Source organism: Streptomyces sp. PR69 (assembly GCF_026420845.1).
In the GTDB taxonomy this organism is placed as follows: Bacteria; Actinomycetota; Actinomycetes; order Streptomycetales; family Streptomycetaceae; genus Streptomyces.
On sequence record NZ_JAOWCB010000007.1, the window covers coordinates 55,314 to 75,992 of the forward strand.

Below are 20,679 nucleotides of genomic sequence, written 5' to 3' on the forward strand. Positions count from 1 at the left end.
GTGCGGGGCCCTCCGTGCGTCTATAGCTCAGCCGGTCGCGGGCGCGTTAAGGCGACCAGCTCCACGGCTGTGCGTCCGGGCCCATGCCGACGACTGCCGGCCCGGCGTGGCCCAGGTGCAGCGCCGCTCCGTCCAGCGCGACCGGCCCCGTCGTGCGGACGGCCGGCGTGCCGCCCGTGTGGAGCTGGAGCCGGCCGTCCAGTCCGCGGCCCAGCAGGACGGGGCGGCCCGCGCGCCCGGGGGCGGCGACAACCGGCCCGTACCCGTCGAAGCGGACGCCGGGCAGCTCTCCGCCGTCCGTCCGTACCGCCGTCAGCCGCGGGGAGGCGGAGCCGCGCCCGTCGTCCGGGGACTTCGGCTGCCAGGGCCGCTCGGTGCGGAAGTACAGCTGTACGCCGCCGTCGCGGGAGGGCGCCGCGGCGGGAGCGTCGACGGGCGCGGGCAGCGGCCCGGTCTTCTGGAGTGTCAGGGTCCGCCCGGGGGCTGCCTGCGCCCAGTGCCGTACGCTCTGCCGGCCAGCGGCGAAGAGATGGATCCGCCCCGCGCCGTCCAGGGCCGTCGACAGACCGTCCTGGATGTCGCCGCCGCCCGGGAGCGCCCGCCAGCCGCTCCAGGAGCCGTCCGCCTCCCGCACCCGGGTGCTCACTCCCTTGTCGGCGTTGCGTACGAAGAGATGGACGCGGCCGTCCGGGGCCGTCACCGCGGCCGGCACGCCGATGCGCCGTCCGCGGTCGTCGCCGTGCTCCGGATTGCCGAGGCCCCGCCAGGCGAGGAACGGCCCGCCGGGGGAGCGCTGCTCCAGCAGCACGATCTCCCGCCGGTTGGGCCCGCTGTGCCCGTTGACCGCGGAGAAGCGCAGCCCGAACAGCAGCTGCCGGCCGTCCGCCAGGGTCGCGGAGCCGAGAGCGGGGGCGAGCGGCCCGCCGCCCAGATCCCGGGGGGCCTCCCACCGGCCGCCGCCGGGCTCGCGCTCCCGCCACCGTACGACGCGCAGGCCCAGCACCCCGTACGCCGAGAGCCGCCCGTCCGGGTCGGCCGCGAGGCGGATTCGCGGTCCCGGGTAGCGGTGGCGGGTGGAGCGCACCCAGCCCTTCCAGTTCGTCAGCGGCCGGTCGCCGCCCACGTTGTAGTCGCCGCAGCCGCTTGCGTTCCCGCACTCCCAGTCGGGCGAACCGCCGTACGGCACCAGATGCGACGCCTTCTCCTTCAGCACGCTCTCCGGCAGGTTCTTCGGCCAGTGCCGGTTGTAGTAGCCGCGGAACGCGGTCGCGGTGAACGCGGGCACCTCGCCGCCGTCCCGCGTCTCCTCCGCCACCCAGCGCACCATCGCCGCCCAGCTGAAACAGGCGGCCGCGGTGTGGTCGCCGTGGTCGGAGTAGCCGCGCTGCTCGCTGTCCCTCTTACGGGTGGTCTCGTCGCTGTGCTGGATGTCCGGGTCGGGGTCCAGCGTCTGGATCACGGTCGGCCGGTAGCGCGCCATCAGCCCGACGAGCACGTCGATCAGCTGGTCGTAGTCGTAGGTTCCCGTCCGGCGCAGCGGGGAGTCGGCGGCGGCGAAGGTGCTCAGTCCGCCGGCCGCGCGGTCGTTCCACAGGGCGGGCAGCGCCATACGGCGGCGGAGCGTGTGCATCGACAGATTGAGGAACACCAGCTCGACCCGGCGGGGGCCGTTCGTCAGCATGTTGATCTCCGCGCGGTGGCCGCCGCGCAGGGAGGTCACGCTCTTGGCCCAGTCGGTGAACCGGTCGAGACCGAGCAGTTCGGCGTAGGCCTGGCGCAGCCCCTGGTGCCGGGCGGAGGAGTACGCGGCCCGGTCGGCGGGCACGTCGTCGCGGCCGGGGATGTGGTTCTTGCCGTTGTGCTCGCCCGCGGTGACATAGACGCTGACGAGGGGGACCCCGGCGTCGAGCAGCTGCCGGGTGTCCGGGTTCATGAAGTACAGATCGTCGTCCGGGTGGGCCAGGATCTGCATCAGCTGCGCCCGCCGGGCGTGGGCTACGGGCATCCCGGGCGCGGGGTCCGCGGCCGGCCCGGTCCGCCGCGGCCGCGGCACCGAACACCCTGCCGCGGCTGCGGCGACGGCGGCGGCCCCCGCGATGAAGGCCCGCCGCCGGGGGCCGGTGCGGCCAGCCGGTATGCGCCTCTCGGGTTCGCGCCCGGCTGGTATGCGCCCCTCTGGTACGCGCCCGGAGGCAGGCGTGCGGGCAGCTCTGTCGTTCACCTGTCGTGTGCTCCGTCCGCTTCCCCCGCAGCGGACGGGCGTGCCGCCCCCGGCTGCGTGCTCTGCTCTCCTCATGGCACGTGGAACGGGCTGGTCAGCGCAGCGTTCCGCGATCAGCTAGACGGGGATCGGGGGGCCGGGGTTGCCCTGGACGAGGCGTTTCGGTTTCAGCGGAGCGTCGGGACCTCGCCCCCTGCCGCCCAGGTCAGCGTCGTGCCGGTCAGGCCCCTGAGCCAGGGCGCGGCGAGCCGGGACAGCGTGGCCTCGTCCGGGGGAGCGGCGCCGAGGCCGATCGCGTACTGATGTCCTTCCGCGGTCACGGCGAAGGGGCGGGGCCAGGCGTGGGCGTCGGTCACGCCCGCGTCCTCCAGAGCGGTCAGCAGCGCGCGCAGACGACCGCGGACGCGGCCCTCCTCCGGGCCTGCCGGCGCCGTCAGCACCGCCCACGCTGCGTGGCGGCGGTGCAGCGGGGGAGGGGAGAGCAGCTCGGGGCGCGGATCGGAGCCGTCCGCGAGCGCCGTGTCCACCAGCTCCCATGCGCGGTACAGCTCCTGGGCCAGCAGATCCCGCAGGGACGCGGTGAGCTGGTCCGTGCAGGAACGCACCGGGGCCGTCGGGGTGGTCACCGGGTGCTCGCGCCAGTCCCGGACCGCCCAGGCGGCGAAGAAGTCGCGGAGCAGTTCGAGGGCCGGACGGTCCCCGGACTCCCGCACCGTGCGGGCCGCCAGCAGCGACCACACAAGGCCCGGCAGACCCCCGAAGGATGCCGTGTCCAGCCCGCGGGCGCGCGCCCAGGACTTCACCTCGCGCGCCAGCCCGGTGAACGGGGTCCTGTGCGGCCCGGCCAGCTCCAGCACCGCGTCCGCGTCGCTCACCGCGCTCAGCGCGACCGCCGCCGCCTCGCCGAGCTCCGCGCGCCGGGACACCGCTTCCCGCGGCGGCAGCGCGCCCGTCGCCACGATTGCCAGGTCCACCCCGAGGCCGTCCACCCGCAGCCGCAGACCGGGCACGCGTGCGCCGACGACCTCGCGGACGTCGGCCGCTTCCGGCAGAGCGGCCGTCAGCCGGGCCCGTACGGCGTCGACAGAGGGGGCGTCCGGCAGCGCGGCCACCAGGTCCAGATCCGCGTCCGGCAGTGCGCAGTCCATCCGGCGGGAGCCCGCCATATGGACGCGGCCTTCCGGAAGGGCGTCGCCGATCCGCCGTGCGGTGTCGGCGGCGTGCGGGAACGGCCCGCCAGAGGGTGCTGCCGCGGCCCTCTCCCAGACGGCCTCTCCCGTGCCCAGCCGCACCCTGGCCCGTACCTCCATCGGCTCCGCGCCCCGCCGCGACAGCAGCACCACCTCGCCGACCCGCGCGGTCATCCGGCCCAGCCGGGAGGCGCACTCCTCGATCAGCGCATGCGGCTCGCGCGTACGGCCCAGGCTCAGATGCGGGGTGAAGCCCCTGCGGCGGCCCCGGCAGCGCGGAAAGCGCTGCTCCAGCGCCCGGCGCAGAGCCGCCCACGGTTCCCCGCCCGCGGCCGCCGGGTCCAGCCAGACCGTGGCGTAGTCGCGCTGGCCGAAGCTGTGGACGCCGTCCAGGACGCAGTCGAAGGGGTCGACGGCGGAGGCGGCCGCGGCGAGCAGCGGAACCGCCGCCTCGAAGTCCGCCTCCGGGACAAAGCCGAACAGCAGATTCACATGCGGCGGCCACCGTCCGATCTGCGGGTCGTGGTCCCGGCGGACCGCCTGGACGGGGGGCCACAGCCCGTCCGGCGGCAGCCACGCCACCGCCGTCCTGGCCGTCGGCGCCGCGTCGAGAACGCCCGCGGGCCCCTCGCCGTCCAGGCTCAGATCCGCCTCCACGCCGTAGTGGTCGGAGATGAAGAGACCGGATTCGGACGGGCGGTCGCCCAGCAGCGCCGCCCCGTCCACCCGGATCTCCCCGCCCGCCCGCACCAGCACCCGGTCCAGCCGGGAGGCCACGCCGGACAGCGAGGAGACGGCGGCCAGCGGATTGGCCGCCGGGTCGAACGTCGGCGTCCGGTCGTCCGGGCCGTGCACCTCGCTCCAGGCGTCCCGCATGCCGAGCGTCGTCTCCACGGCGTCCCCGCCGTCGTTGAAGTCGCCCAGCACCACCAGATCGCCCTCGACGCCCGCCAGCCCCTCCGCGATCCGCACCAGCTCCGACTCCCGGCGCGCCGCGCCGTGCTCGGAGTGGTCGCTGGTCAGATGGGTGGCGGCGATGACCAGCGGGCCCGCGGCCGTCTCCACCGCCAGGGCGGTCAGGGCCTTGTGCGGGCCCAGCACATGCAGCCCCGCCTCCCGGACCGGCAGCCGGCTGAGCAGCAGCAGCCCGCAGTCGTCCACCTCGGGGCCGTACGGGTCCGTGCCCAGCGTGTACGCCTCGCGCACCCAGCTCTCCCGCAGCAGCATCGCCAGCAGCTCGTCCTCGACCTCCTCCAGGGCGATGACGTCGGCGTCGGCGTCGCGCAGCGCGGCCAGCAGCAGCGGCCGCCGCCGCGCGGTGTCGACGCGGTCGGGGTCGTACCGGTCCCACAGGGTGTTCCAGGTCAGCACGCGCAGCCCCGCGGTCGCCGGTGTGCCGCGCGGGGTCTCGGCGGGGGCCCACGCCGTGCCGTTCCACGCGTACACGGCCCGCGCCTCGAAGAAGGGGGACCGCAGCCGCCTGGGGTCCCGTACCCGTCCCGCGTCCGTGGCGTCGATCCGGTCCACGCCCGAGGGGCGGTCCCACACCAGCTCGCCGTCCGCCTCGAAGAACAGCACCCGGTGCCACGGGATGTCCCCGCCCGGTGTGAACGCGGTCAGCGGTATCCGCTTGGGCGGGGCGGCGCGCTGGGCGACGCCGATGACGAACCGGGCCGGGTCGAAGCGCGCGTCCCAGCGGACGCGGTGGTAGATCTCCTCGCTGGTACGCATCGCCTACGCCTCCTCCTCAATGGTCCCGCCGGCCCCGATGTACCAGGTGCGGTGCGCCTGGCCCGGGTACGGGGGGACGAACCGGCGCAGCTGGTCCTCCAGGACGCCGGGCGGCACGGGGTGCTCGCGCGCCGCGTTGCGCCGGGCCAGTTCGTCCTCGCCGACCAGGACGACCGCGTGGGTGACCAGGGCGCCGCGGCGGCGGGCGACGCCGTGCACCAGGGACCGCTGGTGCGGGTTGAGCGAGGTGGCGTCCCACACCACGGTGCCGCCGCTGCCGTGCGCCAGGGCCGTGTCGAGCCGGCCGAGGCCCTCGCGCAGGACCGCGCCGTTGTCGCTCTGGTCCGTCCGCGAGCCGCGTGCCTCACGCAGCTCGTCGAGGCAGACGTACGCATCGACCCCGTCCATCCGGCGCGCGAAGCCGCTCTTGCCGCTGCCCGCCGGGCCGACCAGCTGGATCAGCCGGGGGAAGTCCCCCTCCCGCCAGCGCCAGGTGGCCGCGGTCGCCTCCTCGGCGGAGTGGACACGGCCCTCGGCGTACGCCTGGCGGGCCTCCGCCAGGCAGCGGTCGGCCGCGGCGGGGTCCGGCAGATCCGCGAAGACCTGGCGCAGCCCGTGGAGCGGACCCGCCTCCTGCGCGTACAGCGCCGACCACTCGACCTGCTCCCGCGCCTCGTCGCAGCCCGCGACCGCGGCGGCCACCGCGTGCAGGGCGTCGAGGTCCACGGCCCAGGACATCCGTACGAGCCCTGCCCTGCGCTCCTCGTCCGGGTAGGGCCGGTGCAGGGCGGAGTGCAGTCCGACCAGGTCCGCGACGCGCCGCGCCAGCGGGAGGCCCAACGCTCCCGCGAGCCGGCCGGCCAGCGTGCCGCGCCTGCTCCGGTGCAGCAGCGCGGCCAGCACGCCCGCGAGCCGGGTGTCCCCCGTGCTGTCGAGACGTCCCGCGACCTCGTACGCCGCCTCCGCGTCGACCTCGTCCACCCCGATGGCGGCGGACAACCCGGCCGCATCGGGCGCGGCCCCCGACCGCACGGCCCACAGCGCCGCCTTCGGCCCCAGCCCGTTTGGCACGACCTGCGCGTGCATCCAGTGCGTATCGGTCTGCACATGCCCGGGCCTCACCCATTTGGCCACCCGCCGCGGAAAATCCTCCGCGGCGAAGCCCTCGACCGTCCGTACGACGTAACCCTCCTGCCGCCCGGTGTCGACGGTCATCCGCCGCAGCGCCCGCTCGGCCCGTGCGTCGAAGATCCCCCGCCACAGAACGGGGACTGCGGGCACCCCGAGCCCCCGCAGGAAGTCCACGGTCCGGTCCCAGTCCAGACACCGGCCGTCGGCGTCCCACACCGAGAAGCCGTAGAAGTAGCCGTCCAGCTCCTCGTACGCGAGCGAGTGACGGGCGTACATGTTCTCCCCGCAGACCCGCCACCCGGCTGGAACGCCGTGCCCGATCCGGCCCTGCAATGCCTTCACCCAGGCCCGCGACGGATGGTGCGCGGAGTCCACCGAACGGGCGTGCAGCCCGTCCGCGTACAGCGTGGTGTTCTCCCCGTCGAGCTTCTCGGTGACCACGACCTCCCGGCCTTCGAAACCGCTGAGATCCACCGCCCGTACGTCGTCCGAAGCCGCCCCCGGCGACCACGGCAGATGCGGAGTACGCGGATACGACGTCCGCATGACCGACTCCCCCCGTTGTGCGACGGCACGCCAATGTAGGGGCGAGGCGAGGGGGCCGGCCACCGAAATAGACCGGTGCCCGGTCCGGGTGTGAACGGACCAGGCACCGACAGCGGTTGCTACTCCTCCTCGAAGATGCCTTCGGCGGAGGTGGCGGTGACGGCGCGGATGAGCCAGCGGCTCAGCAGCTCGGGATCGGCACACCCCGTGATGCGCTCGCGGATCTGATCCGATGCGGTGAGACCGCGCTGCTCCAAGACGAGCAGGACGTCTTCAGCGGCCCGCTTGACTTCGCCTTGTTCTCGGCCTTCGTCGCGGAGTTCTTCTGAGAGGGGGGACTTGTAGAAGGAGAGGTCCACGGCCACCAGGTTCCTCCAGATCTCGGCGGCTGGGCGGTCGCCCAGGCCCTGTGCGGTGAATTCGATGACGGGATTGACGATGTCTTCGGGCTCGCCCCGCAGCGCGTTGGACAGCGCCTTCAGTATCGCATCGACCGACGGATTGGCTGCGTGTGTGATTGCGGCCAGTGTGGCGAGCGCGAGGTCCTTGCGCGCCTCTGCTTCCTTGGTGATCACGGGCATGTTGTGCGGCCCTGCCACAAGGGGGCGGAGTGTGAGTGTGGCCCACTGGGCGGGGCCGATGAGTACTGGTCGCTCTGCCCACTCCGCAGTCGCACGGTCCTGGCAGACCACGAGCAGCAGGGGCGGAAGCTGATACTTCGCGTACAGGTACGTGGCGTAGTAGGCCCAGCTCGCGGGTTTCGCCAGGTCCTTCTTGCCCTGCGCCTCGATGGCGAGGAGTAATCCGCCGTCCTTCTCGGACTCGAAGTGCAGCAGCGTGTCGACGCGCCGCTCGATGGGGCGGACCTCGGTGAGATCGGTGGACAAGATGCTGACCGAGGCGAACGGCGGGAACTTGACGCCCAGCATCTCTGCCACGCGAGAGAAGAGTTTTGGGTACTCCTGGAAGATTCGGTGCATGGCTTCGTGGGGTGAGCTGACCATAGGTCTCCTCGTCGGATGAACATGCAGTGCGCAGATATGCCAGAAGCGTATGCAGGCCAAGGCGGGTAAATAGCAGCCAAGTTGGGTGTATTCACCCGGTGGACTGGTGTGCGAGATCAAGCTCGGCCCACACTGTCTTGCGTGGTACCGGCCCGTCCGTCACGCCCCACCGGTCGGCGAGCGTGTCGACGATGAGCAGCCCGCGTCCCGACTCCTCATCGGGTGCGGGCGCCTGCCCCGGAGGCGTCGGCAGACGCTCGGCGCGGGTGTCGGTCGCCTCGATCCGCAGGACGCGGTCGTCGTCCGTGAGGTGGAGGGTGATCAGGAAGTCCCGCCCCGGCACCCGCCCGTGCACCGCCGCGTTCGCCGCGAGCTCGCCCACGAGCTGGGTGACGGTTTCGGCCACCTCGCGAGGCGCGTCCCAGGTGCGCAGCCACATGGCGGCGAACTCCCGCGAGAGTCGGGCTGAGTAGCGGGTGGGCGCGAGCTGGATCGTGAAATCACGTTCCGGTGCCGTGAATTGAGCGGTTCGGTGCGTCATTTCACTGATCCTGGCCGGGGCCGCCATCCGGCTTCCAGTGATCGGGATGTTGCGTACAGTCACTGTCCGGGCCTTGTCCAGTGGTGTCCGGACTGTCCGGGAGGGTGTGCGGACAAGGAGGTGAGCACAGGTGGCGTTACGTCGGAGGTGGCATGGTGGCGACGGAAGTCAGCAGCTCGGAACAGCCCACGACTGAGGTGGACGAGCCGGGCTGGGAGGTGGACCCGGCCGATGAGTCGGGCGCGGCGGTCGTGGCGACCGTGGGCCGCCAGCTCAAGCTGCACCGCGAGGCGGCGGGCCTGCGCGCGGCGGAGTTCGGGAGCGCGATCGGGTACGGCGAGGATCTGGTCTACAAGGTGGAGTCGGGCCGCCGGATCCCCAGGCCGGAGTATCTGGACAAGGCGGACCAGGTCCTGAAGGCGGGCGGCCTGATCGCCGCGATGAAGAAGGACGTGGAGGAGGTCCGCTACCCGAAGAAGATCCGGGAGCTGGCGAAGCTGGAAGCCCGGGCGGTGGAGCTGCTCTCGTACGGCAACCACAACCTGCACGGCCTGTTGCAGACAGAGGAGCACGCGCGGGCGCTCCTGGGGACGCAGCGACCTGCCTACTCCCTGGACGAGCTGGACCGGATGTTGGGAGCCAGGATGGCCCGACAGGCCATCTTCAACCGAACGCCCGCGCCGGACCTCAGCTTTGTCCTGGAAGAGGTGACCCTGCGCCGCCCCATCGGGGGCAGAATGGTTCAGCGTCGACAGCTCGAACACTTGTTGGAGGTGGGGCGGTTGTCGAACGTAGACATCCAGATCATGCCGACCGACTGCTGGGAGCACCCTGGAACGGGCGGCAGGATCCAGATCCTCAAGTTCGGGGACGGGTCGGCAGCGGGACGTGCCGACGCAGGCTTCGGGGGGCTCCCCGTTTCGAGCCCGAAGCAGATCAGGGTGCTTGAGCTGCGCTATGGCATCATCCGGGCGCAGGCTCTTACGCCAAGAGAGTCGCTTGCCCTCATCGAGGAAGTGCTGGGAGAAACATGATCCGCAAGAACTCTGCCGGGGAAGCGGAGGCGCTCGTCTGGTTCAAGAGCAGCTTCAGCGACAGCAGCGACGGAAACGACTGCGTCGAGGTCGCCACCACCCCCCGCGCCGTCCACGTCCGCGACTCCAAGAACACAGACGGCCCCCGCCTGGCGGTTACGCCGCTCGCCTGGGTCGGCTTCGTGCGGTACGCCTCCGGGCGCTGAGCGCGGTCTCCGGCTCGGCGTGCGCCCGTTCCCGTCGCGGTCGACCCTGGACGCAGGGGGTCCTCGCACGGATCGGACGGGAAGGTGAACGTCGCCATGAAGACGCCCCCTGTCGTCTCACCCCAGGAGTGGGAGGCCGCACGCCAGCGGCTGCTGGCAGAAGAGAAGGCGCTGACCCGCGCCCGTGACGCGCTCGCCGCCAAGCGGCGGCGGATGCCGTGGCAGGCGGTGGAGAAGGAATACGCGTTCGAGGGGCCTGAGGGCAGGGTCGGTCTGCTCGACCTGTTCCACGGGCGTCGGCAGCTGATCGTCTACCGCGCCTTTCATGAGCCCGGCGTCTCCGGCTGGCCCGACCACGCGTGCGTGGGCTGCTCCATGGTCGCCGACCATGTCGGGCACCTCGCGCATCTGAACGCCCGCGGCACCACCCTCGTCTTCGCCTCGCGCGCGCCGCAGCAAGACATCGAGCGGGTGAAGGCGCGGATGGGCTGGACGATGCCCTGGTACACGATCACCGACGACTTCGACGCCGACTTCGGTGTGGACGAGTGGCACGGCACGAACGCGTTCATCCGCGAGGGCGACAGTGTGTTCCGCACCTACTTCATCAACGTCCGCGGCGACGAGGCGCTGGGCAGCACCTGGAGCTATCTCGACATGACCGCGCTCGGGCGGCAGGAGACATGGGAGGACTCGCCCGAGGGTTATCCACAGACTCCGCCGTACGAGTGGTGGAACTGGCACGATGAGTACGGCAAGGGCGGCGGTGCCGGGGCGTAGCTGTAGCCGGAGTGATCGGCGAGTGGTCGGTCGCACTCGGTGACAAGGGGCGCGCGCCCCCGCGCGTCCGGTTTGATCGATCCCGCCCTCGGGGTACGATCCTCGGCTCGATTGGCCGCCACCCCGCCCCGTATGGCAGACTGTCCGGGTTGCTCGGTTGAGTGCCGATGCTGCGCGCCTCCCGCCGGGAGGACTGGAAGCGAGTCCCACAGTACTCGTCGCTTTATCTGCCACACGGCTTGGACGCCGCACGGCAGCGCTGGGGCGGACGTACGGGAATCTTCCGGGAAGTGTCAGCGGGGCGCCAGCCAGGCGCCCGGTGGGTGTCTTGCCCCCGGTTCCGCGGTCCCAGGCGGGCCCGCACCCCCTTCGCTGGGAATTCCTTCGGGACATTTTCACAGAGGGGCTGCGACACGCCCGACCGCGTGGGTCGGAGCAGGACAAGGAAACCCACGGGTTCCAGAGCGTTTCGAGAGACAGGACTACGAAGTAGCCATGGCGGGACAGAAGATCCGCATCCGGCTCAAGGCCTACGACCACGAGGTCATCGACTCCTCGGCGAAGAAGATCGTCGAGACGGTGACCCGCACTGGTGCGTCGGTCGCGGGCCCGGTGCCGCTGCCCACTGAGAAGAACGTGTACTGCGTCATCAAGTCGCCGCACAAGTACAAGGACTCGCGCGAGCACTTCGAGATGCGCACGCACAAGCGCCTGATCGACATTCTCGACCCGACGCCCAAGACCGTTGACTCGCTGATGCGCCTGGACCTTCCGGCCGGCGTTGACATCGAGATCAAGCTCTGAGAGGCGCGGAAGAGATGGCTAAGCAGATCAAGGGCGTCCTGGGCGAGAAGCTCGGCATGACCCAGGTCTGGGACGAGAACAACCGTGTCGTCCCGGTGACCGTCGTCAAGGCCGGGCCCTGCGTCGTTACCCAGGTCCGTACGAATGACACCGACGGCTACGAGTCGGTCCAGATCGCCTTCGGCGAGATCGACCCGCGCAAGGTGAACAAGCCCCTCAAGGGTCACTTCGCCAAGGCCGATGTCACCCCCCGTCGTCACCTCGTCGAGATCCGTACCGCTGACGCCAGCGAGTACACCCTCGGCCAGGAGATCACCGCCGAGGCCTTCGAGGCCGGCGTCAAGGTGGACGTGACCGGCAAGAGCAAGGGCAAGGGCTTCGCCGGTGTCATGAAGCGCCACAACTTCGGTGGCCTCGGCGCCGGACACGGCACTCAGCGCAAGCACCGCTCTCCCGGTTCCATCGGTGGCTGCGCCACCCCGGGCCGTGTGTTCAAGGGCCTCCGCATGGCTGGCCGCATGGGCAATGAGCGGGTCACCACCCAGAACCTGACCGTTCACGCCGTTGACGCGGAGAAGGGCCTGCTCCTGATCAAGGGCGCGGTTCCTGGTCCGAACGGCGGCCTCGTCCTGGTCCGTACCGCGGCCAAGGGGGCCTGAGGTAACCGATGAGCACCATTGACATCCTTTCGCCGGCAGGCGACAAGGCCGGGACCGTCGAGCTCCCCGCGGAGATCTTCGACGCCAAGGTCAGCGTTCCGCTGATCCACCAGGTCGTTGTCGCGCAGCTGGCCGCTGCCCGTCAGGGCACGCACAAGACCAAGACCCGCGGCGAGGTCCGTGGCGGCGGCAAGAAGCCGTACCGCCAGAAGGGCACCGGCCGCGCCCGCCAGGGTTCGACCCGTGCGCCGCAGTTCGCCGGCGGTGGCGTCGTCCACGGCCCCGTGCCGCGTGACTACTCGCAGCGGACCCCGAAGAAGATGAAGGCCGCCGCCCTGCGTGGCGCCCTCACCGACCGGGCCCGCAACGCTCGCATCCACGTCGTCTCCGGCGTGATCGAGGGCGAGATCTCCACCAAGGCCGCGAAGACGCTGTTCGGCAAGATCTCGGAGCGCAAGAACCTGCTCCTGGTCGCCGAGCGCTCGGACGAGGCCGCCTGGCTGTCCGCTCGCAACCTGCCCCAGGTGCACATCCTGGAGCCGGGCCAGCTGAACACGTACGACGTGCTCGTCTCCGACGACGTGGTCTTCACCAAGGCCGCCTTCGACACCTTCGTCGCTGGCCCCAAGGCCGAGACTGAAGGGAGCGAGGCCTGATGTCTGAGGCCACGATCACCAGCAAGACCTTCTCGGACCCGCGTGACATCCTCGTCAAGCCGGTCGTCTCCGAGAAGAGCTACGCGCTGCTGGACGAGAACAAGTACACGTTCGTCGTCGACCCGCGTGCCAACAAGACCCAGATCAAGCAGGCCGTCGAGGCGGTCTTCTCGGTCAAGGTCACCGGGGTCAACACGATCAACCGTCAGGGCAAGCGCAAGCGCACCCGCACCGGTTACGGCAAGCGCGCCAACACCAAGCGCGCCATCGTGACCCTCGCCGAGGGCGACCGTATCGACATCTTCGGCGGTCCGACCGCCTAAAGGGCGGTCTGGATCGTCCGAATATCGGACGAGGACTGAGAAATGGGTATCCGCAAGTACAAGCCGACGACTCCTGGCCGTCGTGGCGCCAGCGTCGCCGACTTCGTCGAGATCACGCGGTCCACGCCGGAGAAGTCGCTGGTCCGCCCGCTGCACAGCAAGGGCGGCCGTAACAACACCGGTCGTGTGACCGTCCGTCACCAGGGCGGCGGCCACAAGCGCGCCTACCGCGTGATCGACTTCCGTCGTCACGACAAGGACGGCGTGCCGGCCAAGGTCGCTCACATCGAGTACGACCCCAACCGCACCGCGCGCATCGCGCTGCTGCACTACGCGGACGGCGAGAAGCGCTACATCATCGCGCCCCGCGGCCTGAGCCAGGGCGACCGCGTCGAGAACGGTCCGGGCGCGGACATCAAGCCGGGCAACAACCTGGCGCTGCGCAACATCCCGGTCGGTACGACCATCCACGCCATCGAGCTGCGGCCCGGCGGCGGCGCGAAGTTCGCCCGCTCGGCCGGCGCCTCCGTGCAGCTGCTGGCGAAGGAGGGCTCCATGGCCCACCTGCGCATGCCGTCCGGCGAGATCCGTCTGGTCGACGTCCGCTGCCGCGCCACCATCGGCGAGGTCGGCAACGCCGAGCAGTCGAACATCAACTGGGGCAAGGCAGGCCGCAAGCGCTGGCTGGGCGTCCGCCCGACCGTCCGCGGTGTCGCCATGAACCCGGTCGACCACCCGCACGGTGGTGGTGAGGGCAAGACCTCCGGTGGTCGCCACCCGGTCAGCCCCTGGGGTCAGAAGGAGGGTCGTACTCGTTCTCCCAAGAAGGCGAGCAACAAGTACATCGTCCGCCGCCGCAAGACGAACAAGAAGCGCTAGGAGCGGGTTTAGATGCCGCGCAGTCTCAAGAAGGGGCCCTTCGTCGACGACCACCTGATCAAGAAGGTGGATGTCCAGAACGAAGCCGGCACCAAGAACGTCATCAAGACCTGGTCCCGTCGCTCGATGATCGTCCCGGCCATGCTGGGCCACACGATCGCGGTGCACAACGGCAAGACCCACGTCCCGGTGTTCGTCACCGAGTCGATGGTCGGCCACAAGCTCGGCGAGTTTGCGCCGACCCGCACCTTCCGAGGCCACGTCAAGGAAGACCGGAAGTCGAAGCGCCGCTAAGTGCGGGGTGAAACCGACTATGACGAACGTGTCAGACACTGAAGGGACAACCATGGAAGCCAGGGCCCAGGCGCGGTACATCCGCGTCACGCCCATGAAGGCCCGCCGCGTGGTGGACCTCATCCGTGGCATGGACGCCACGGAGGCTCAGGCGGTCCTGCGTTTCGCCCCGCAGGCCGCGAGCGTGCCGGTCGGCAAGGTGCTGGACAGCGCCATCGCCAACGCCGCGCACAACTACGACCACACGGACGCCTCCACGCTGTACATCAGCGAGGCGTACGTCGACGAGGGCCCGACCCTGAAGCGGTTCCGTCCGCGCGCCCAGGGCCGTGCCTACCGGATCCGCAAGCGGACCAGCCACATCACCGTGGTCGTCAGCAGCAAGGAAGGAACCCGGTAATGGGCCAGAAGGTAAACCCGCACGGGTTCCGGCTCGGTATCACCACCGACTTCAAGTCCCGGTGGTACGCCGACAAGCTGTACAAGGACTACGTCAAGGAAGACGTCGCCATCCGCCGGATGCTGACGTCCGGCATGGAGCGCGCCGGCATCTCCAAGGTGGAGATCGAGCGCACCCGTGACCGCGTCCGCGTCGACATCCACACCGCTCGCCCGGGCATCGTCATCGGCCGCCGCGGCGCGGAGGCCGACAAGATCCGCGGCCGGCTGGAGAAGCTGACCGGCAAGCAGGTCCAGCTGAACATCCTCGAGGTCAAGAACCCCGAGGTGGACGCTCAGCTGGTGGCCCAGGCCGTCGCCGAGCAGCTGTCCTCCCGCGTCTCCTTCCGCCGCGCCATGCGTAAGAGCATGCAGTCGGCCATGAAGGCGGGCGCCAAGGGCATCAAGATCCAGTGTGGTGGCCGTCTCGGCGGCGCCGAGATGTCCCGCTCGGAGTTCTACCGCGAGGGCCGTGTGCCGCTGCACACGCTCCGCGCGAACGTCGAGTACGGCTTCTTCGAGGCCAAGACCACCTTCGGCCGCATCGGCGTGAAGGTCTGGATCTACAAGGGCGACGTCAAGAACATCGCCGAGGTCCGCGCAGAGAACGCCGCTGCCCGCGCCGGCAACCGCCCGGCCCGCGGCGGCGCCGACCGCCCGGCCCGCGGTGGCCGCGGCGAGCGTCGCGGCCGCAAGCCGCAGCAGCAGGGGGCCCAGAGCGGTCAGCAGCCTGCCGAGGCCCCCAAGGCTGAGGCTCCCGCCACCGCTGCCGCTCCGGCTGAGAGCACCGGAACGGAGGCCTGACCGAAATGCTGATCCCCCGTAGGGTCAAGCACCGCAAGCAGCACCACCCGAAGCGCAGTGGTATGGCCAAGGGTGGCACCACGGTTGCGTTCGGTGAGTACGGCATCCAGGCGGTGACCCCGGCGTATGTGACGAACCGCCAGATCGAGGCGGCTCGTATCGCCATGACCCGTCACATCAAGCGTGGCGGCAAGGTCTGGATCAACATCTACCCGGACCGCCCGCTGACCAAGAAGCCCGCCGAGACCCGCATGGGTTCCGGTAAGGGTTCCCCCGAGTGGTGGGTCGCGAACGTGAAGCCCGGTCGGGTGATGTTCGAGCTGTCCTACCCGAACGAGAAGATCGCGCGTGAGGCGCTCACCCGTGCGGCTCACAAGCTGCCGATGAAGTGCAAGATCGTCAAGCGCGAGGCAGGTGAAGCGTGATGTCGGCCGGTACCAAGGCGTCCGAGCTGCGCGAGCTGGGCAACGAGGAGCTTGTTGCCAAGCTTCGCGAGGCCAAGGAAGAGCTGTTCAACCTCCGCTTCCAGGCGGCGACGGGCCAGCTCGAGAACCACGGCCGGCTGAAGGCCGTCCGCAAGGACATCGCCCGGATCTACACCCTGATGCGTGAGCGCGAGCTGGGCATCGAGACGGTGGAGAACGCCTGATGAGCGAGAGCAACGTGACTGAAGAGAAGACGCAGCGCGGATTCCGCAAGACCCGTGAGGGTCTGGTCGTCAGCGACAAGATGGACAAGACCGTCGTCGTCGCCGTCGAGGACCGCGTCAAGCACGCGCTGTACGGCAAGGTCATCCGCCGTACCAACAAGCTCAAGGCGCACGACGAGCAGAACGCCGCGGGCGTCGGCGACCGCGTCCTCCTCATGGAGACCCGGCCGCTGTCCGCGACCAAGCGCTGGCGCGTCGTCGAGATCCTCGAGAAGGCCAAGTAATCGCTTGAAGGGGTAACCCTTCGAGTTCGTTCCGCCAGGCTCGGCAGGGGCCGCCTCGACAGAGGGCCCCTGTCGGGAACCGGCAGACAATCAGGAGATAGACGTGATCCAGCAGGAGTCGCGACTGCGCGTCGCCGACAACACTGGTGCGAAGGAAATCCTTTGCATCCGTGTGCTCGGCGGCTCCGGTCGCCGCTACGCGGGCATCGGTGACGTCATCGTCGCCACCGTCAAGGACGCGATCCCCGGTGGCAACGTGAAGAAGGGTGACGTCGTCAAGGCGGTCATCGTTCGCACCGTCAAGGAGCGCCGCCGTCAGGACGGCTCGTACATCCGCTTCGACGAGAACGCCGCCGTCATTCTGAAGAACGACGGCGACCCTCGCGGCACCCGTATCTTCGGCCCCGTGGGCCGTGAGCTGCGCGAGAAGAAGTTCATGAAGATCATCTCGCTCGCGCCGGAGGTGCTGTAAGCATGAAGATCAAGAAGGGCGACCTGGTTCAGGTCATCACCGGCAAGGACAAGGGCAAGCAGGGCAAGGTCATCGCGGCCTTCCCCCGCGAGGACCGCGTCCTGGTCGAGGGTGTCAACCGGGTCAAGAAGCACACCAAGGCGAACCAGCCGGGCCGCGCCTCCCAGGCCGGCGGCATCATCACGGTCGAGGCCCCGATCCACGTGAGCAACGTATCGCTCGTCGTGGAGAAGGACGGCAAGAAGGTCGTGACCCGTGTCGGTTACCGCTTCGACGAGAACGGCAACAAGATCCGCGTTGCCAAGCGGACGGGTGAGGACATCTGATGACGACCACCACCACGCCGCGCCTCAAGGCGAAGTACCGCGGCGAGATCGTGGACAAGCTGCGTGACGAGTTCAAGTACGAGAACGTCATGCAGGTCCCCGGCCTCGTCAAGATCGTGGTCAACATGGGTGTGGGCGACGCCGCCCGCGACTCCAAGCTGATCGAGGGCGCCATCAAGGACCTCGCCACGATCACCGGCCAGAAGCCCGCCGTGACCAAGGCCCGCAAGTCCATCGCGCAGTTCAAGCTGCGCGAGGGCCAGCCGATCGGCGCCCACGTCACGCTCCGTGGCGACCGCATGTGGGAGTTCCTGGACCGCACCCTGTCGCTCGCGCTGCCGCGCATCCGCGACTTCCGCGGTCTGTCCCCCAAGCAGTTCGACGGCCGTGGCAACTACACCTTCGGTCTCACCGAGCAGGTCATGTTCCACGAGATCGACCAGGACAAGATCGACCGCGTCCGGGGTATGGACATCACCGTGGTGACCACGGCGACCAACGACGCTGAGGGCCGCGCGCTCCTCCGTCACCTCGGCTTCCCGTTCAAGGAGGCGTAAGCGAGATGGCGAAGAAGGCTCTGATCGCGAAGGCTGCTCGCAAGCCCAAGTTCGGCGTGCGTGCGTACACCCGCTGCCAGCGCTGCGGTCGTCCGCACTCCGTGTACCGCAAGTTCGGCCTCTGCCGTGTGTGCCTCCGTGAGATGGCTCACCGCGGCGAGCTGCCGGGCGTGACCAAGAGCTCCTGGTAATCCCGTACGCCGCAAGGCAGTACAGGGATGACCAGACGCTCTCGGTAAGCAACTGGGTCGGCGGAGCCCCGCCCCGCATGCCGTAGGCTTGCGGGGTTGGGCGTCCGCCGCCCCTACCGACTTACTACGCCGTAGGTCCCCGTGCCGCACCCGTCCCGTCTCGGATCGGGGAGAGGGATGGCACAGACAGGAAACCCCGGCGAGAGAGGCCGAAGGCCAATTCATGACCATGACTGATCCGATCGCAGACATGCTCACGCGTCTGCGGAACGCGAACTCGGCATACCACGACACCGTCGTGATGCCGCACAGCAAGATCAAGTCGCACATCGCGGAGATCCTCCAGCAGGAGGGCTTCATCACCGGCTGGCGGGTCGAGGACGCCGAGGTCGGCAAGAACCTCGTCCTGGAGCTGAAGTTCGGCCCCAACCGGGAGCGTTCGATCGCCGGCATCAAGCGCATCTCCAAGCCGGGTCTGCGCGTGTACGCGAAGTCCAACAACCTGCCGAAGGTGCTCGGCGGCCTGGGCGTGGCGATCATCTCCACGTCCCACGGCCTCCTGACCGGCCAGCAGGCGCAGAAGAAGGGCGTGGGTGGGGAAGTCCTCGCCTACGTCTGGTAGTCGGGAACGGAGGAAAAGCTCATGTCGCGAATCGGCAAGCTCCCCATCCAGGTTCCCGCCGGTGTGGACGTCACCATCGAGGGCCGCACGGTCACGGTGAAGGGTTCCAAGGGCACCCTGAGCCACACCGTCGCTGCGCCGATCGAGATTGTTAAGGGCGAGGACGGCACCCTCCAGGTGACCCGCCCCAACGACGAGCGTCAGAACAAGGCCCTGCACGGCCTGTCCCGCACGCTGGTGGCGAACATGATCACCGGCGTGACCCAGGGTTACACCAAGGCGCTCGAGATCAGCGGTGTCGGTTACCGCGTTGCCGCGAAGGGCTCCAACCTGGAGTTCCAGCTCGGCTACAGCCACCCGATCCTGGTGGAGGCCCCCGAGGGCATCTCCTTCAAGGTCGAGTCGCCGACCAAGTTCTCGGTCGAGGGCATCGACAAGCAGAAGGTCGGCGAGGTCGCCGCGAACATCCGCAAGCTGCGCAAGCCCGACCCGTACAAGGCCAAGGGCGTCAAGTACGCGGGCGAGGTCATCCGCCGCAAGGTCGGAAAGGCGGGTAAGTAAGCCATGGCATACGGTGTGAAGATCGCTAAGGGTGACGCGTACAAGCGCGCTGCCAAGAAGCGCCGCCACATCCGCATCCGCAAGCAGGTGTCGGGCACGGCCGAGCGTCCTCGCCTGGTCGTCACGCGCTCCAACCGCGGTATCACCGCTCAGGTCATCGACGACAGCAAGGGCCACACCCTGGCGTCGGCGTCGCACCTGGACGCGTCCATCCGCGGTGGCGAGGGCGACAAGTCCGAGAAGGCCAAGCAGGTCGGCGCCCTGGTCGCCGAGCGTGCCAAGGCCGCGGGTGTCGAGGCCGTCGTGTTCGACCGCGGTGGCAACAAGTACGCCGGGCGCATCGCCGCCCTGGCGGACGCCGCCCGCGAAGCCGGGCTCAAGTTCTGAGCCGCTTGTCGTAGCTAGCGGAAAAGAGAGAGGTAAATCCAATGGCTGGACCCCAGCGCCGCGGAAGCGGTGCCGGTGGCGGCGAGCGGCGGGACCGGAAGGGCCGTGACGGCGGCGCAGCTGCCGCCGAGAAGACCGCGTACGTTGAGCGCGTCGTCGCGATCAACCGCGTCGCCAAGGTTGTGAAGGGTGGTCGTCGCTTCAGCTTCACCGCGCTGGTCGTGGTGGGCGACGGTGACGGCACCGTGGGTGTCGGCTACGGCAAGGCCAAGGAGGTGCCGGCCGCCATCGCCAAGGGCGTTGAGGAGGCCAAGAAGCACTTCTTCAAGGTCCCCCGTATCCAGGGCACCATCCCGCACCCGATCGAGGAGCGCTGCGCTGCCGGTCAGGTGCTGCTGCGCCCGGCTTCCCCGGGTACCGGCGTTATCGCCGGCGGCCCGGTGCGTGCGGTGCTTGAGTGCGCCGGCATCCACGATGTGCTGTCGAAGTCGCTTGGCTCCGACAACGCGATCAACATCGTGCACGCGACCGTGGCGGCCCTGAAGGGCCTGCAGCGTCCCGAGGAGATCGCGGCCCGCCGCGGTCTGCCGCTTGAGGACGTCGCCCCCGCGGCTCTGCTGCGTGCGCGTGCCGGGGCGGGTGCGTAATGGCCCGCCTCAAGATCACGCAGACGAAGTCGTACATCGGCAGCAAGCAGAACCACCGTGACACGCTGCGTTCGCTTGGCCTGAAGAAGGTCAACGACGTGGTCGTCAAGGAGGACCGTCCTGAGTTCCGCGGCATGGTGCACACCGTCCGCCACCTCGTGACGGTCGAGGAGGTCGACTGATCATGGCGGAGCAGAACCCGCTCAAGATCCACAACCTCCGTCCCGCCCCGGGCGCCAAGACCGCCAAGACCCGTGTCGGTCGTGGTGAGGCGTCGAAGGGTAAGACGGCCGGTCGTGGCACCAAGGGCACCAAGGCCCGCTACCAGGTTCCGGAGCGCTTCGAGGGTGGGCAGATGCCCCTCCACATGCGCCTCCCGAAGCTCAAGGGCTTCAAGAACCCGTTCCGCACCGAGTACCAGGTCGTGAACCTGGACAAGCTCGCGGCCCTCTACCCCGAGGGTGGCGAGGTCACCGTGGCCGACCTGGTCGCCAAGGGTGCGGTGCGCAAGAACAGCCTCGTCAAGGTCCTTGGCCAGGGCGAGATCTCCGTGGCGCTGCAGGTGACGGTTGACGCCGTCTCCGGCTCCGCCAAGGAGAAGATTGCCGCCGCCGGCGGCTCCGTCACCGAGCTCGTCTGATCCGAGCCGACTCGATGGCGTGAACACTTACCGGGGATGCCTCGCAAAAGGGGCATCCCCGGTTGGTCGTTCCTAGGGGGGCACGGTCGCCGGTAAGGTGGC

General features: G+C 69.7%; 29 protein-coding genes. 24 read left to right on the plus strand and 5 right to left on the minus strand.

The window, feature by feature from the left end; all coding sequences use genetic code 11:
- Positions 1-46: 46 nt before the first annotated feature.
- The 5 genes from OF819_RS09040 to OF819_RS09060 all read right to left on the minus strand — a co-directional run bounded on the left by OF819_RS09040 (position 47) and on the right by OF819_RS09060 (position 8,364).
- On the minus strand, positions 47-2,005 hold the full coding sequence (locus tag OF819_RS09040) for a PIG-L family deacetylase (protein ID WP_267242881.1): 1,959 nt from the start codon (positions 2,003-2,005) through the stop codon (positions 47-49).
- Between the two features lie 383 nt (positions 2,006-2,388).
- Positions 2,389-5,142 (minus strand): RNA repair domain-containing protein, encoded by a 2,754-nt coding sequence (locus tag OF819_RS09045; RefSeq protein WP_267242882.1) that lies wholly within the window; start codon positions 5,140-5,142, stop codon positions 2,389-2,391.
- Positions 5,143-5,145: 3 nt separating this feature from the next.
- On the minus strand, positions 5,146-6,819 hold the full coding sequence (locus OF819_RS09050) for an RNA ligase family protein (protein WP_267242883.1): 1,674 nt from the start codon (positions 6,817-6,819) through the stop codon (positions 5,146-5,148).
- 119 nt (positions 6,820-6,938) lie between these two features.
- Positions 6,939-7,823, minus strand: a complete 885-nt coding sequence (locus tag OF819_RS09055; RefSeq protein ID WP_267242884.1) for a hypothetical protein — start codon at positions 7,821-7,823, stop codon at positions 6,939-6,941.
- A gap of 91 nt (positions 7,824-7,914) precedes the next feature.
- On the minus strand, positions 7,915-8,364 hold the full coding sequence (locus OF819_RS09060; protein WP_267242885.1) for an ATP-binding protein: 450 nt from the start codon (positions 8,362-8,364) through the stop codon (positions 7,915-7,917).
- A gap of 152 nt (positions 8,365-8,516) precedes the next feature.
- Here OF819_RS09060 and OF819_RS09065 point away from each other — a divergent pair, with 152 nt between their 5' ends.
- The 24 genes from OF819_RS09065 (at position 8,517) to rplO (ending at position 20,577) form a co-directional block, all read left to right on the plus strand.
- A complete protein-coding gene (locus tag OF819_RS09065; protein WP_267242886.1) occupies positions 8,517-9,398 on the plus strand; it encodes a helix-turn-helix domain-containing protein in 882 nt (293 codons plus the stop codon).
- Positions 9,395-9,604, plus strand: coding sequence for a DUF397 domain-containing protein (locus OF819_RS09070; protein WP_267242887.1), 210 nt, complete (start codon positions 9,395-9,397; stop codon positions 9,602-9,604). Before OF819_RS09065 ends, OF819_RS09070 begins: the two co-directional genes overlap by 4 nt.
- A gap of 96 nt (positions 9,605-9,700) precedes the next feature.
- Positions 9,701-10,384 carry a DUF899 domain-containing protein gene (locus tag OF819_RS09075; RefSeq protein ID WP_267242888.1) on the plus strand — a complete coding sequence of 228 codons (684 nt, stop codon included), beginning with the start codon at positions 9,701-9,703 and terminating at the stop codon, positions 10,382-10,384.
- 495 nt (positions 10,385-10,879) lie between these two features.
- Positions 10,880-11,188: a 30S ribosomal protein S10 gene (gene rpsJ / locus OF819_RS09080; protein WP_003948644.1), complete on the plus strand. Its 309-nt coding sequence runs from the start codon at positions 10,880-10,882 to the stop codon at positions 11,186-11,188.
- Positions 11,189-11,202: 14 nt separating this feature from the next.
- Positions 11,203-11,847 (plus strand): 50S ribosomal protein L3, encoded by a 645-nt coding sequence (gene rplC, locus OF819_RS09085; RefSeq protein WP_240135353.1) that lies wholly within the window; start codon positions 11,203-11,205, stop codon positions 11,845-11,847.
- A gap of 8 nt (positions 11,848-11,855) precedes the next feature.
- On the plus strand, positions 11,856-12,503 hold the full coding sequence (gene rplD, locus OF819_RS09090; protein WP_267242889.1) for a 50S ribosomal protein L4: 648 nt from the start codon (positions 11,856-11,858) through the stop codon (positions 12,501-12,503).
- Entirely contained in the window at positions 12,503-12,826 is a 324-nt protein-coding gene (gene rplW / locus OF819_RS09095; RefSeq protein WP_240135351.1) for a 50S ribosomal protein L23, read from the plus strand. Before rplD ends, rplW begins: the two co-directional genes overlap by 1 nt.
- 42 nt (positions 12,827-12,868) lie before the next feature.
- Complete coding sequence (rplB, locus tag OF819_RS09100; RefSeq protein WP_267242890.1) at positions 12,869-13,705, plus strand: 50S ribosomal protein L2; 837 nt, start codon at positions 12,869-12,871, stop codon at positions 13,703-13,705.
- 12 nt (positions 13,706-13,717) lie between these two features.
- Positions 13,718-13,999: a 30S ribosomal protein S19 gene (rpsS, locus tag OF819_RS09105; RefSeq protein ID WP_240135349.1), complete on the plus strand. Its 282-nt coding sequence runs from the start codon at positions 13,718-13,720 to the stop codon at positions 13,997-13,999.
- A 52-nt stretch (positions 14,000-14,051) separates the two neighbouring features.
- On the plus strand, positions 14,052-14,399 hold the full coding sequence (gene rplV / locus OF819_RS09110) for a 50S ribosomal protein L22 (RefSeq protein WP_197991940.1): 348 nt from the start codon (positions 14,052-14,054) through the stop codon (positions 14,397-14,399).
- Positions 14,399-15,241: a 30S ribosomal protein S3 gene (gene rpsC / locus OF819_RS09115; RefSeq protein WP_267242891.1), complete on the plus strand. Its 843-nt coding sequence runs from the start codon at positions 14,399-14,401 to the stop codon at positions 15,239-15,241. Before rplV ends, rpsC begins: the two co-directional genes overlap by 1 nt.
- A 5-nt stretch (positions 15,242-15,246) precedes the next feature.
- Positions 15,247-15,666, plus strand: coding sequence for a 50S ribosomal protein L16 (gene rplP, locus OF819_RS09120; protein WP_267242892.1), 420 nt, complete (start codon positions 15,247-15,249; stop codon positions 15,664-15,666).
- The gene (rpmC, locus tag OF819_RS09125) at positions 15,666-15,890 is read left to right on the plus strand and encodes a 50S ribosomal protein L29 (RefSeq protein WP_030759371.1); all 225 of its coding nucleotides are present in this window, start codon (positions 15,666-15,668) and stop codon (positions 15,888-15,890) included. Before rplP ends, rpmC begins: the two co-directional genes overlap by 1 nt.
- Entirely contained in the window at positions 15,890-16,174 is a 285-nt protein-coding gene (gene rpsQ, locus OF819_RS09130; protein WP_240135346.1) for a 30S ribosomal protein S17, read from the plus strand. Before rpmC ends, rpsQ begins: the two co-directional genes overlap by 1 nt.
- Positions 16,175-16,277: 103 nt before the next feature.
- The gene (gene rplN, locus OF819_RS09135) at positions 16,278-16,646 is read left to right on the plus strand and encodes a 50S ribosomal protein L14 (protein WP_003956455.1); all 369 of its coding nucleotides are present in this window, start codon (positions 16,278-16,280) and stop codon (positions 16,644-16,646) included.
- A gap of 2 nt (positions 16,647-16,648) precedes the next feature.
- On the plus strand, positions 16,649-16,972 hold the full coding sequence (gene rplX / locus OF819_RS09140) for a 50S ribosomal protein L24 (protein WP_267242893.1): 324 nt from the start codon (positions 16,649-16,651) through the stop codon (positions 16,970-16,972).
- Complete coding sequence (rplE, locus tag OF819_RS09145) at positions 16,972-17,529, plus strand: 50S ribosomal protein L5 (RefSeq protein ID WP_240135344.1); 558 nt, start codon at positions 16,972-16,974, stop codon at positions 17,527-17,529. The genes rplX and rplE overlap by 1 nt, the downstream gene beginning before the upstream one ends.
- A 5-nt stretch (positions 17,530-17,534) precedes the next feature.
- The gene (locus OF819_RS09150; protein ID WP_003956452.1) at positions 17,535-17,720 is read left to right on the plus strand and encodes a type Z 30S ribosomal protein S14; all 186 of its coding nucleotides are present in this window, start codon (positions 17,535-17,537) and stop codon (positions 17,718-17,720) included.
- A gap of 223 nt (positions 17,721-17,943) precedes the next feature.
- The gene (rpsH, locus tag OF819_RS09155; RefSeq protein ID WP_267242894.1) at positions 17,944-18,342 is read left to right on the plus strand and encodes a 30S ribosomal protein S8; all 399 of its coding nucleotides are present in this window, start codon (positions 17,944-17,946) and stop codon (positions 18,340-18,342) included.
- 21 nt (positions 18,343-18,363) lie between these two features.
- Positions 18,364-18,903 carry a 50S ribosomal protein L6 gene (gene rplF / locus OF819_RS09160; protein WP_267242895.1) on the plus strand — a complete coding sequence of 180 codons (540 nt, stop codon included), beginning with the start codon at positions 18,364-18,366 and terminating at the stop codon, positions 18,901-18,903.
- Positions 18,904-18,906: 3 nt separating this feature from the next.
- Positions 18,907-19,290, plus strand: coding sequence for a 50S ribosomal protein L18 (gene rplR, locus OF819_RS09165; protein WP_267242896.1), 384 nt, complete (start codon positions 18,907-18,909; stop codon positions 19,288-19,290).
- A 41-nt stretch (positions 19,291-19,331) separates the two neighbouring features.
- A complete protein-coding gene (gene rpsE / locus OF819_RS09170) occupies positions 19,332-19,937 on the plus strand; it encodes a 30S ribosomal protein S5 (RefSeq protein ID WP_267242897.1) in 606 nt (201 codons plus the stop codon).
- Positions 19,937-20,119 carry a 50S ribosomal protein L30 gene (rpmD, locus tag OF819_RS09175; RefSeq protein ID WP_017949649.1) on the plus strand — a complete coding sequence of 61 codons (183 nt, stop codon included), beginning with the start codon at positions 19,937-19,939 and terminating at the stop codon, positions 20,117-20,119. The genes rpsE and rpmD overlap by 1 nt, the downstream gene beginning before the upstream one ends.
- A 2-nt stretch (positions 20,120-20,121) precedes the next feature.
- On the plus strand, positions 20,122-20,577 hold the full coding sequence (gene rplO, locus OF819_RS09180) for a 50S ribosomal protein L15 (protein WP_267242898.1): 456 nt from the start codon (positions 20,122-20,124) through the stop codon (positions 20,575-20,577).
- Positions 20,578-20,679 lie beyond the last annotated feature (102 nt).

What these genes read in the sequence shown, in the direction of transcription:
- rpsQ (WP_240135346.1), top strand. Translation starts at nt 15,890, where the DNA reads ATGAGCGAGAGCAACGTGACTGAAGAGAAGACGCAGCGCGGATTCCGC.
- OF819_RS09055 (WP_267242884.1), bottom strand. Translation starts at nt 7,823, where the DNA reads ATGGTCAGCTCACCCCACGAAGCCATGCACCGAATCTTCCAGGAGTAC.
- rplV (WP_197991940.1), top strand. Translation starts at nt 14,052, where the DNA reads ATGGAAGCCAGGGCCCAGGCGCGGTACATCCGCGTCACGCCCATGAAG.
- rplE (WP_240135344.1), top strand. Translation starts at nt 16,972, where the DNA reads ATGACGACCACCACCACGCCGCGCCTCAAGGCGAAGTACCGCGGCGAG.
- rplR (WP_267242896.1), top strand. Translation starts at nt 18,907, where the DNA reads ATGGCATACGGTGTGAAGATCGCTAAGGGTGACGCGTACAAGCGCGCT.
- OF819_RS09045 (WP_267242882.1), bottom strand. Translation starts at nt 5,142, where the DNA reads ATGCGTACCAGCGAGGAGATCTACCACCGCGTCCGCTGGGACGCGCGC.
- OF819_RS09150 (WP_003956452.1), top strand. Translation starts at nt 17,535, where the DNA reads ATGGCGAAGAAGGCTCTGATCGCGAAGGCTGCTCGCAAGCCCAAGTTC.
- OF819_RS09075 (WP_267242888.1), top strand. Translation starts at nt 9,701, where the DNA reads ATGAAGACGCCCCCTGTCGTCTCACCCCAGGAGTGGGAGGCCGCACGC.
- OF819_RS09070 (WP_267242887.1), top strand. Translation starts at nt 9,395, where the DNA reads ATGATCCGCAAGAACTCTGCCGGGGAAGCGGAGGCGCTCGTCTGGTTC.
- rplD (WP_267242889.1), top strand. Translation starts at nt 11,856, where the DNA reads ATGAGCACCATTGACATCCTTTCGCCGGCAGGCGACAAGGCCGGGACC.
- OF819_RS09065 (WP_267242886.1), top strand. Translation starts at nt 8,517, where the DNA reads ATGGTGGCGACGGAAGTCAGCAGCTCGGAACAGCCCACGACTGAGGTG.
- rplW (WP_240135351.1), top strand. Translation starts at nt 12,503, where the DNA reads ATGTCTGAGGCCACGATCACCAGCAAGACCTTCTCGGACCCGCGTGAC.
- OF819_RS09050 (WP_267242883.1), bottom strand. Translation starts at nt 6,819, where the DNA reads ATGCGGACGTCGTATCCGCGTACTCCGCATCTGCCGTGGTCGCCGGGG.
- OF819_RS09040 (WP_267242881.1), bottom strand. Translation starts at nt 2,005, where the DNA reads ATGCCCGTAGCCCACGCCCGGCGGGCGCAGCTGATGCAGATCCTGGCC.
- rpsC (WP_267242891.1), top strand. Translation starts at nt 14,399, where the DNA reads ATGGGCCAGAAGGTAAACCCGCACGGGTTCCGGCTCGGTATCACCACC.
- rplC (WP_240135353.1), top strand. Translation starts at nt 11,203, where the DNA reads ATGGCTAAGCAGATCAAGGGCGTCCTGGGCGAGAAGCTCGGCATGACC.
- rplP (WP_267242892.1), top strand. Translation starts at nt 15,247, where the DNA reads ATGCTGATCCCCCGTAGGGTCAAGCACCGCAAGCAGCACCACCCGAAG.
- rplX (WP_267242893.1), top strand. Translation starts at nt 16,649, where the DNA reads ATGAAGATCAAGAAGGGCGACCTGGTTCAGGTCATCACCGGCAAGGAC.
- OF819_RS09060 (WP_267242885.1), bottom strand. Translation starts at nt 8,364, where the DNA reads ATGACGCACCGAACCGCTCAATTCACGGCACCGGAACGTGATTTCACG.
- rpsH (WP_267242894.1), top strand. Translation starts at nt 17,944, where the DNA reads ATGACCATGACTGATCCGATCGCAGACATGCTCACGCGTCTGCGGAAC.
- rpsS (WP_240135349.1), top strand. Translation starts at nt 13,718, where the DNA reads ATGCCGCGCAGTCTCAAGAAGGGGCCCTTCGTCGACGACCACCTGATC.
- rplO (WP_267242898.1), top strand. Translation starts at nt 20,122, where the DNA reads ATGGCGGAGCAGAACCCGCTCAAGATCCACAACCTCCGTCCCGCCCCG.
- rpmD (WP_017949649.1), top strand. Translation starts at nt 19,937, where the DNA reads ATGGCCCGCCTCAAGATCACGCAGACGAAGTCGTACATCGGCAGCAAG.
- rpsJ (WP_003948644.1), top strand. Translation starts at nt 10,880, where the DNA reads ATGGCGGGACAGAAGATCCGCATCCGGCTCAAGGCCTACGACCACGAG.
- rplB (WP_267242890.1), top strand. Translation starts at nt 12,869, where the DNA reads ATGGGTATCCGCAAGTACAAGCCGACGACTCCTGGCCGTCGTGGCGCC.
- rplF (WP_267242895.1), top strand. Translation starts at nt 18,364, where the DNA reads ATGTCGCGAATCGGCAAGCTCCCCATCCAGGTTCCCGCCGGTGTGGAC.
- rpmC (WP_030759371.1), top strand. Translation starts at nt 15,666, where the DNA reads ATGTCGGCCGGTACCAAGGCGTCCGAGCTGCGCGAGCTGGGCAACGAG.
- rpsE (WP_267242897.1), top strand. Translation starts at nt 19,332, where the DNA reads ATGGCTGGACCCCAGCGCCGCGGAAGCGGTGCCGGTGGCGGCGAGCGG.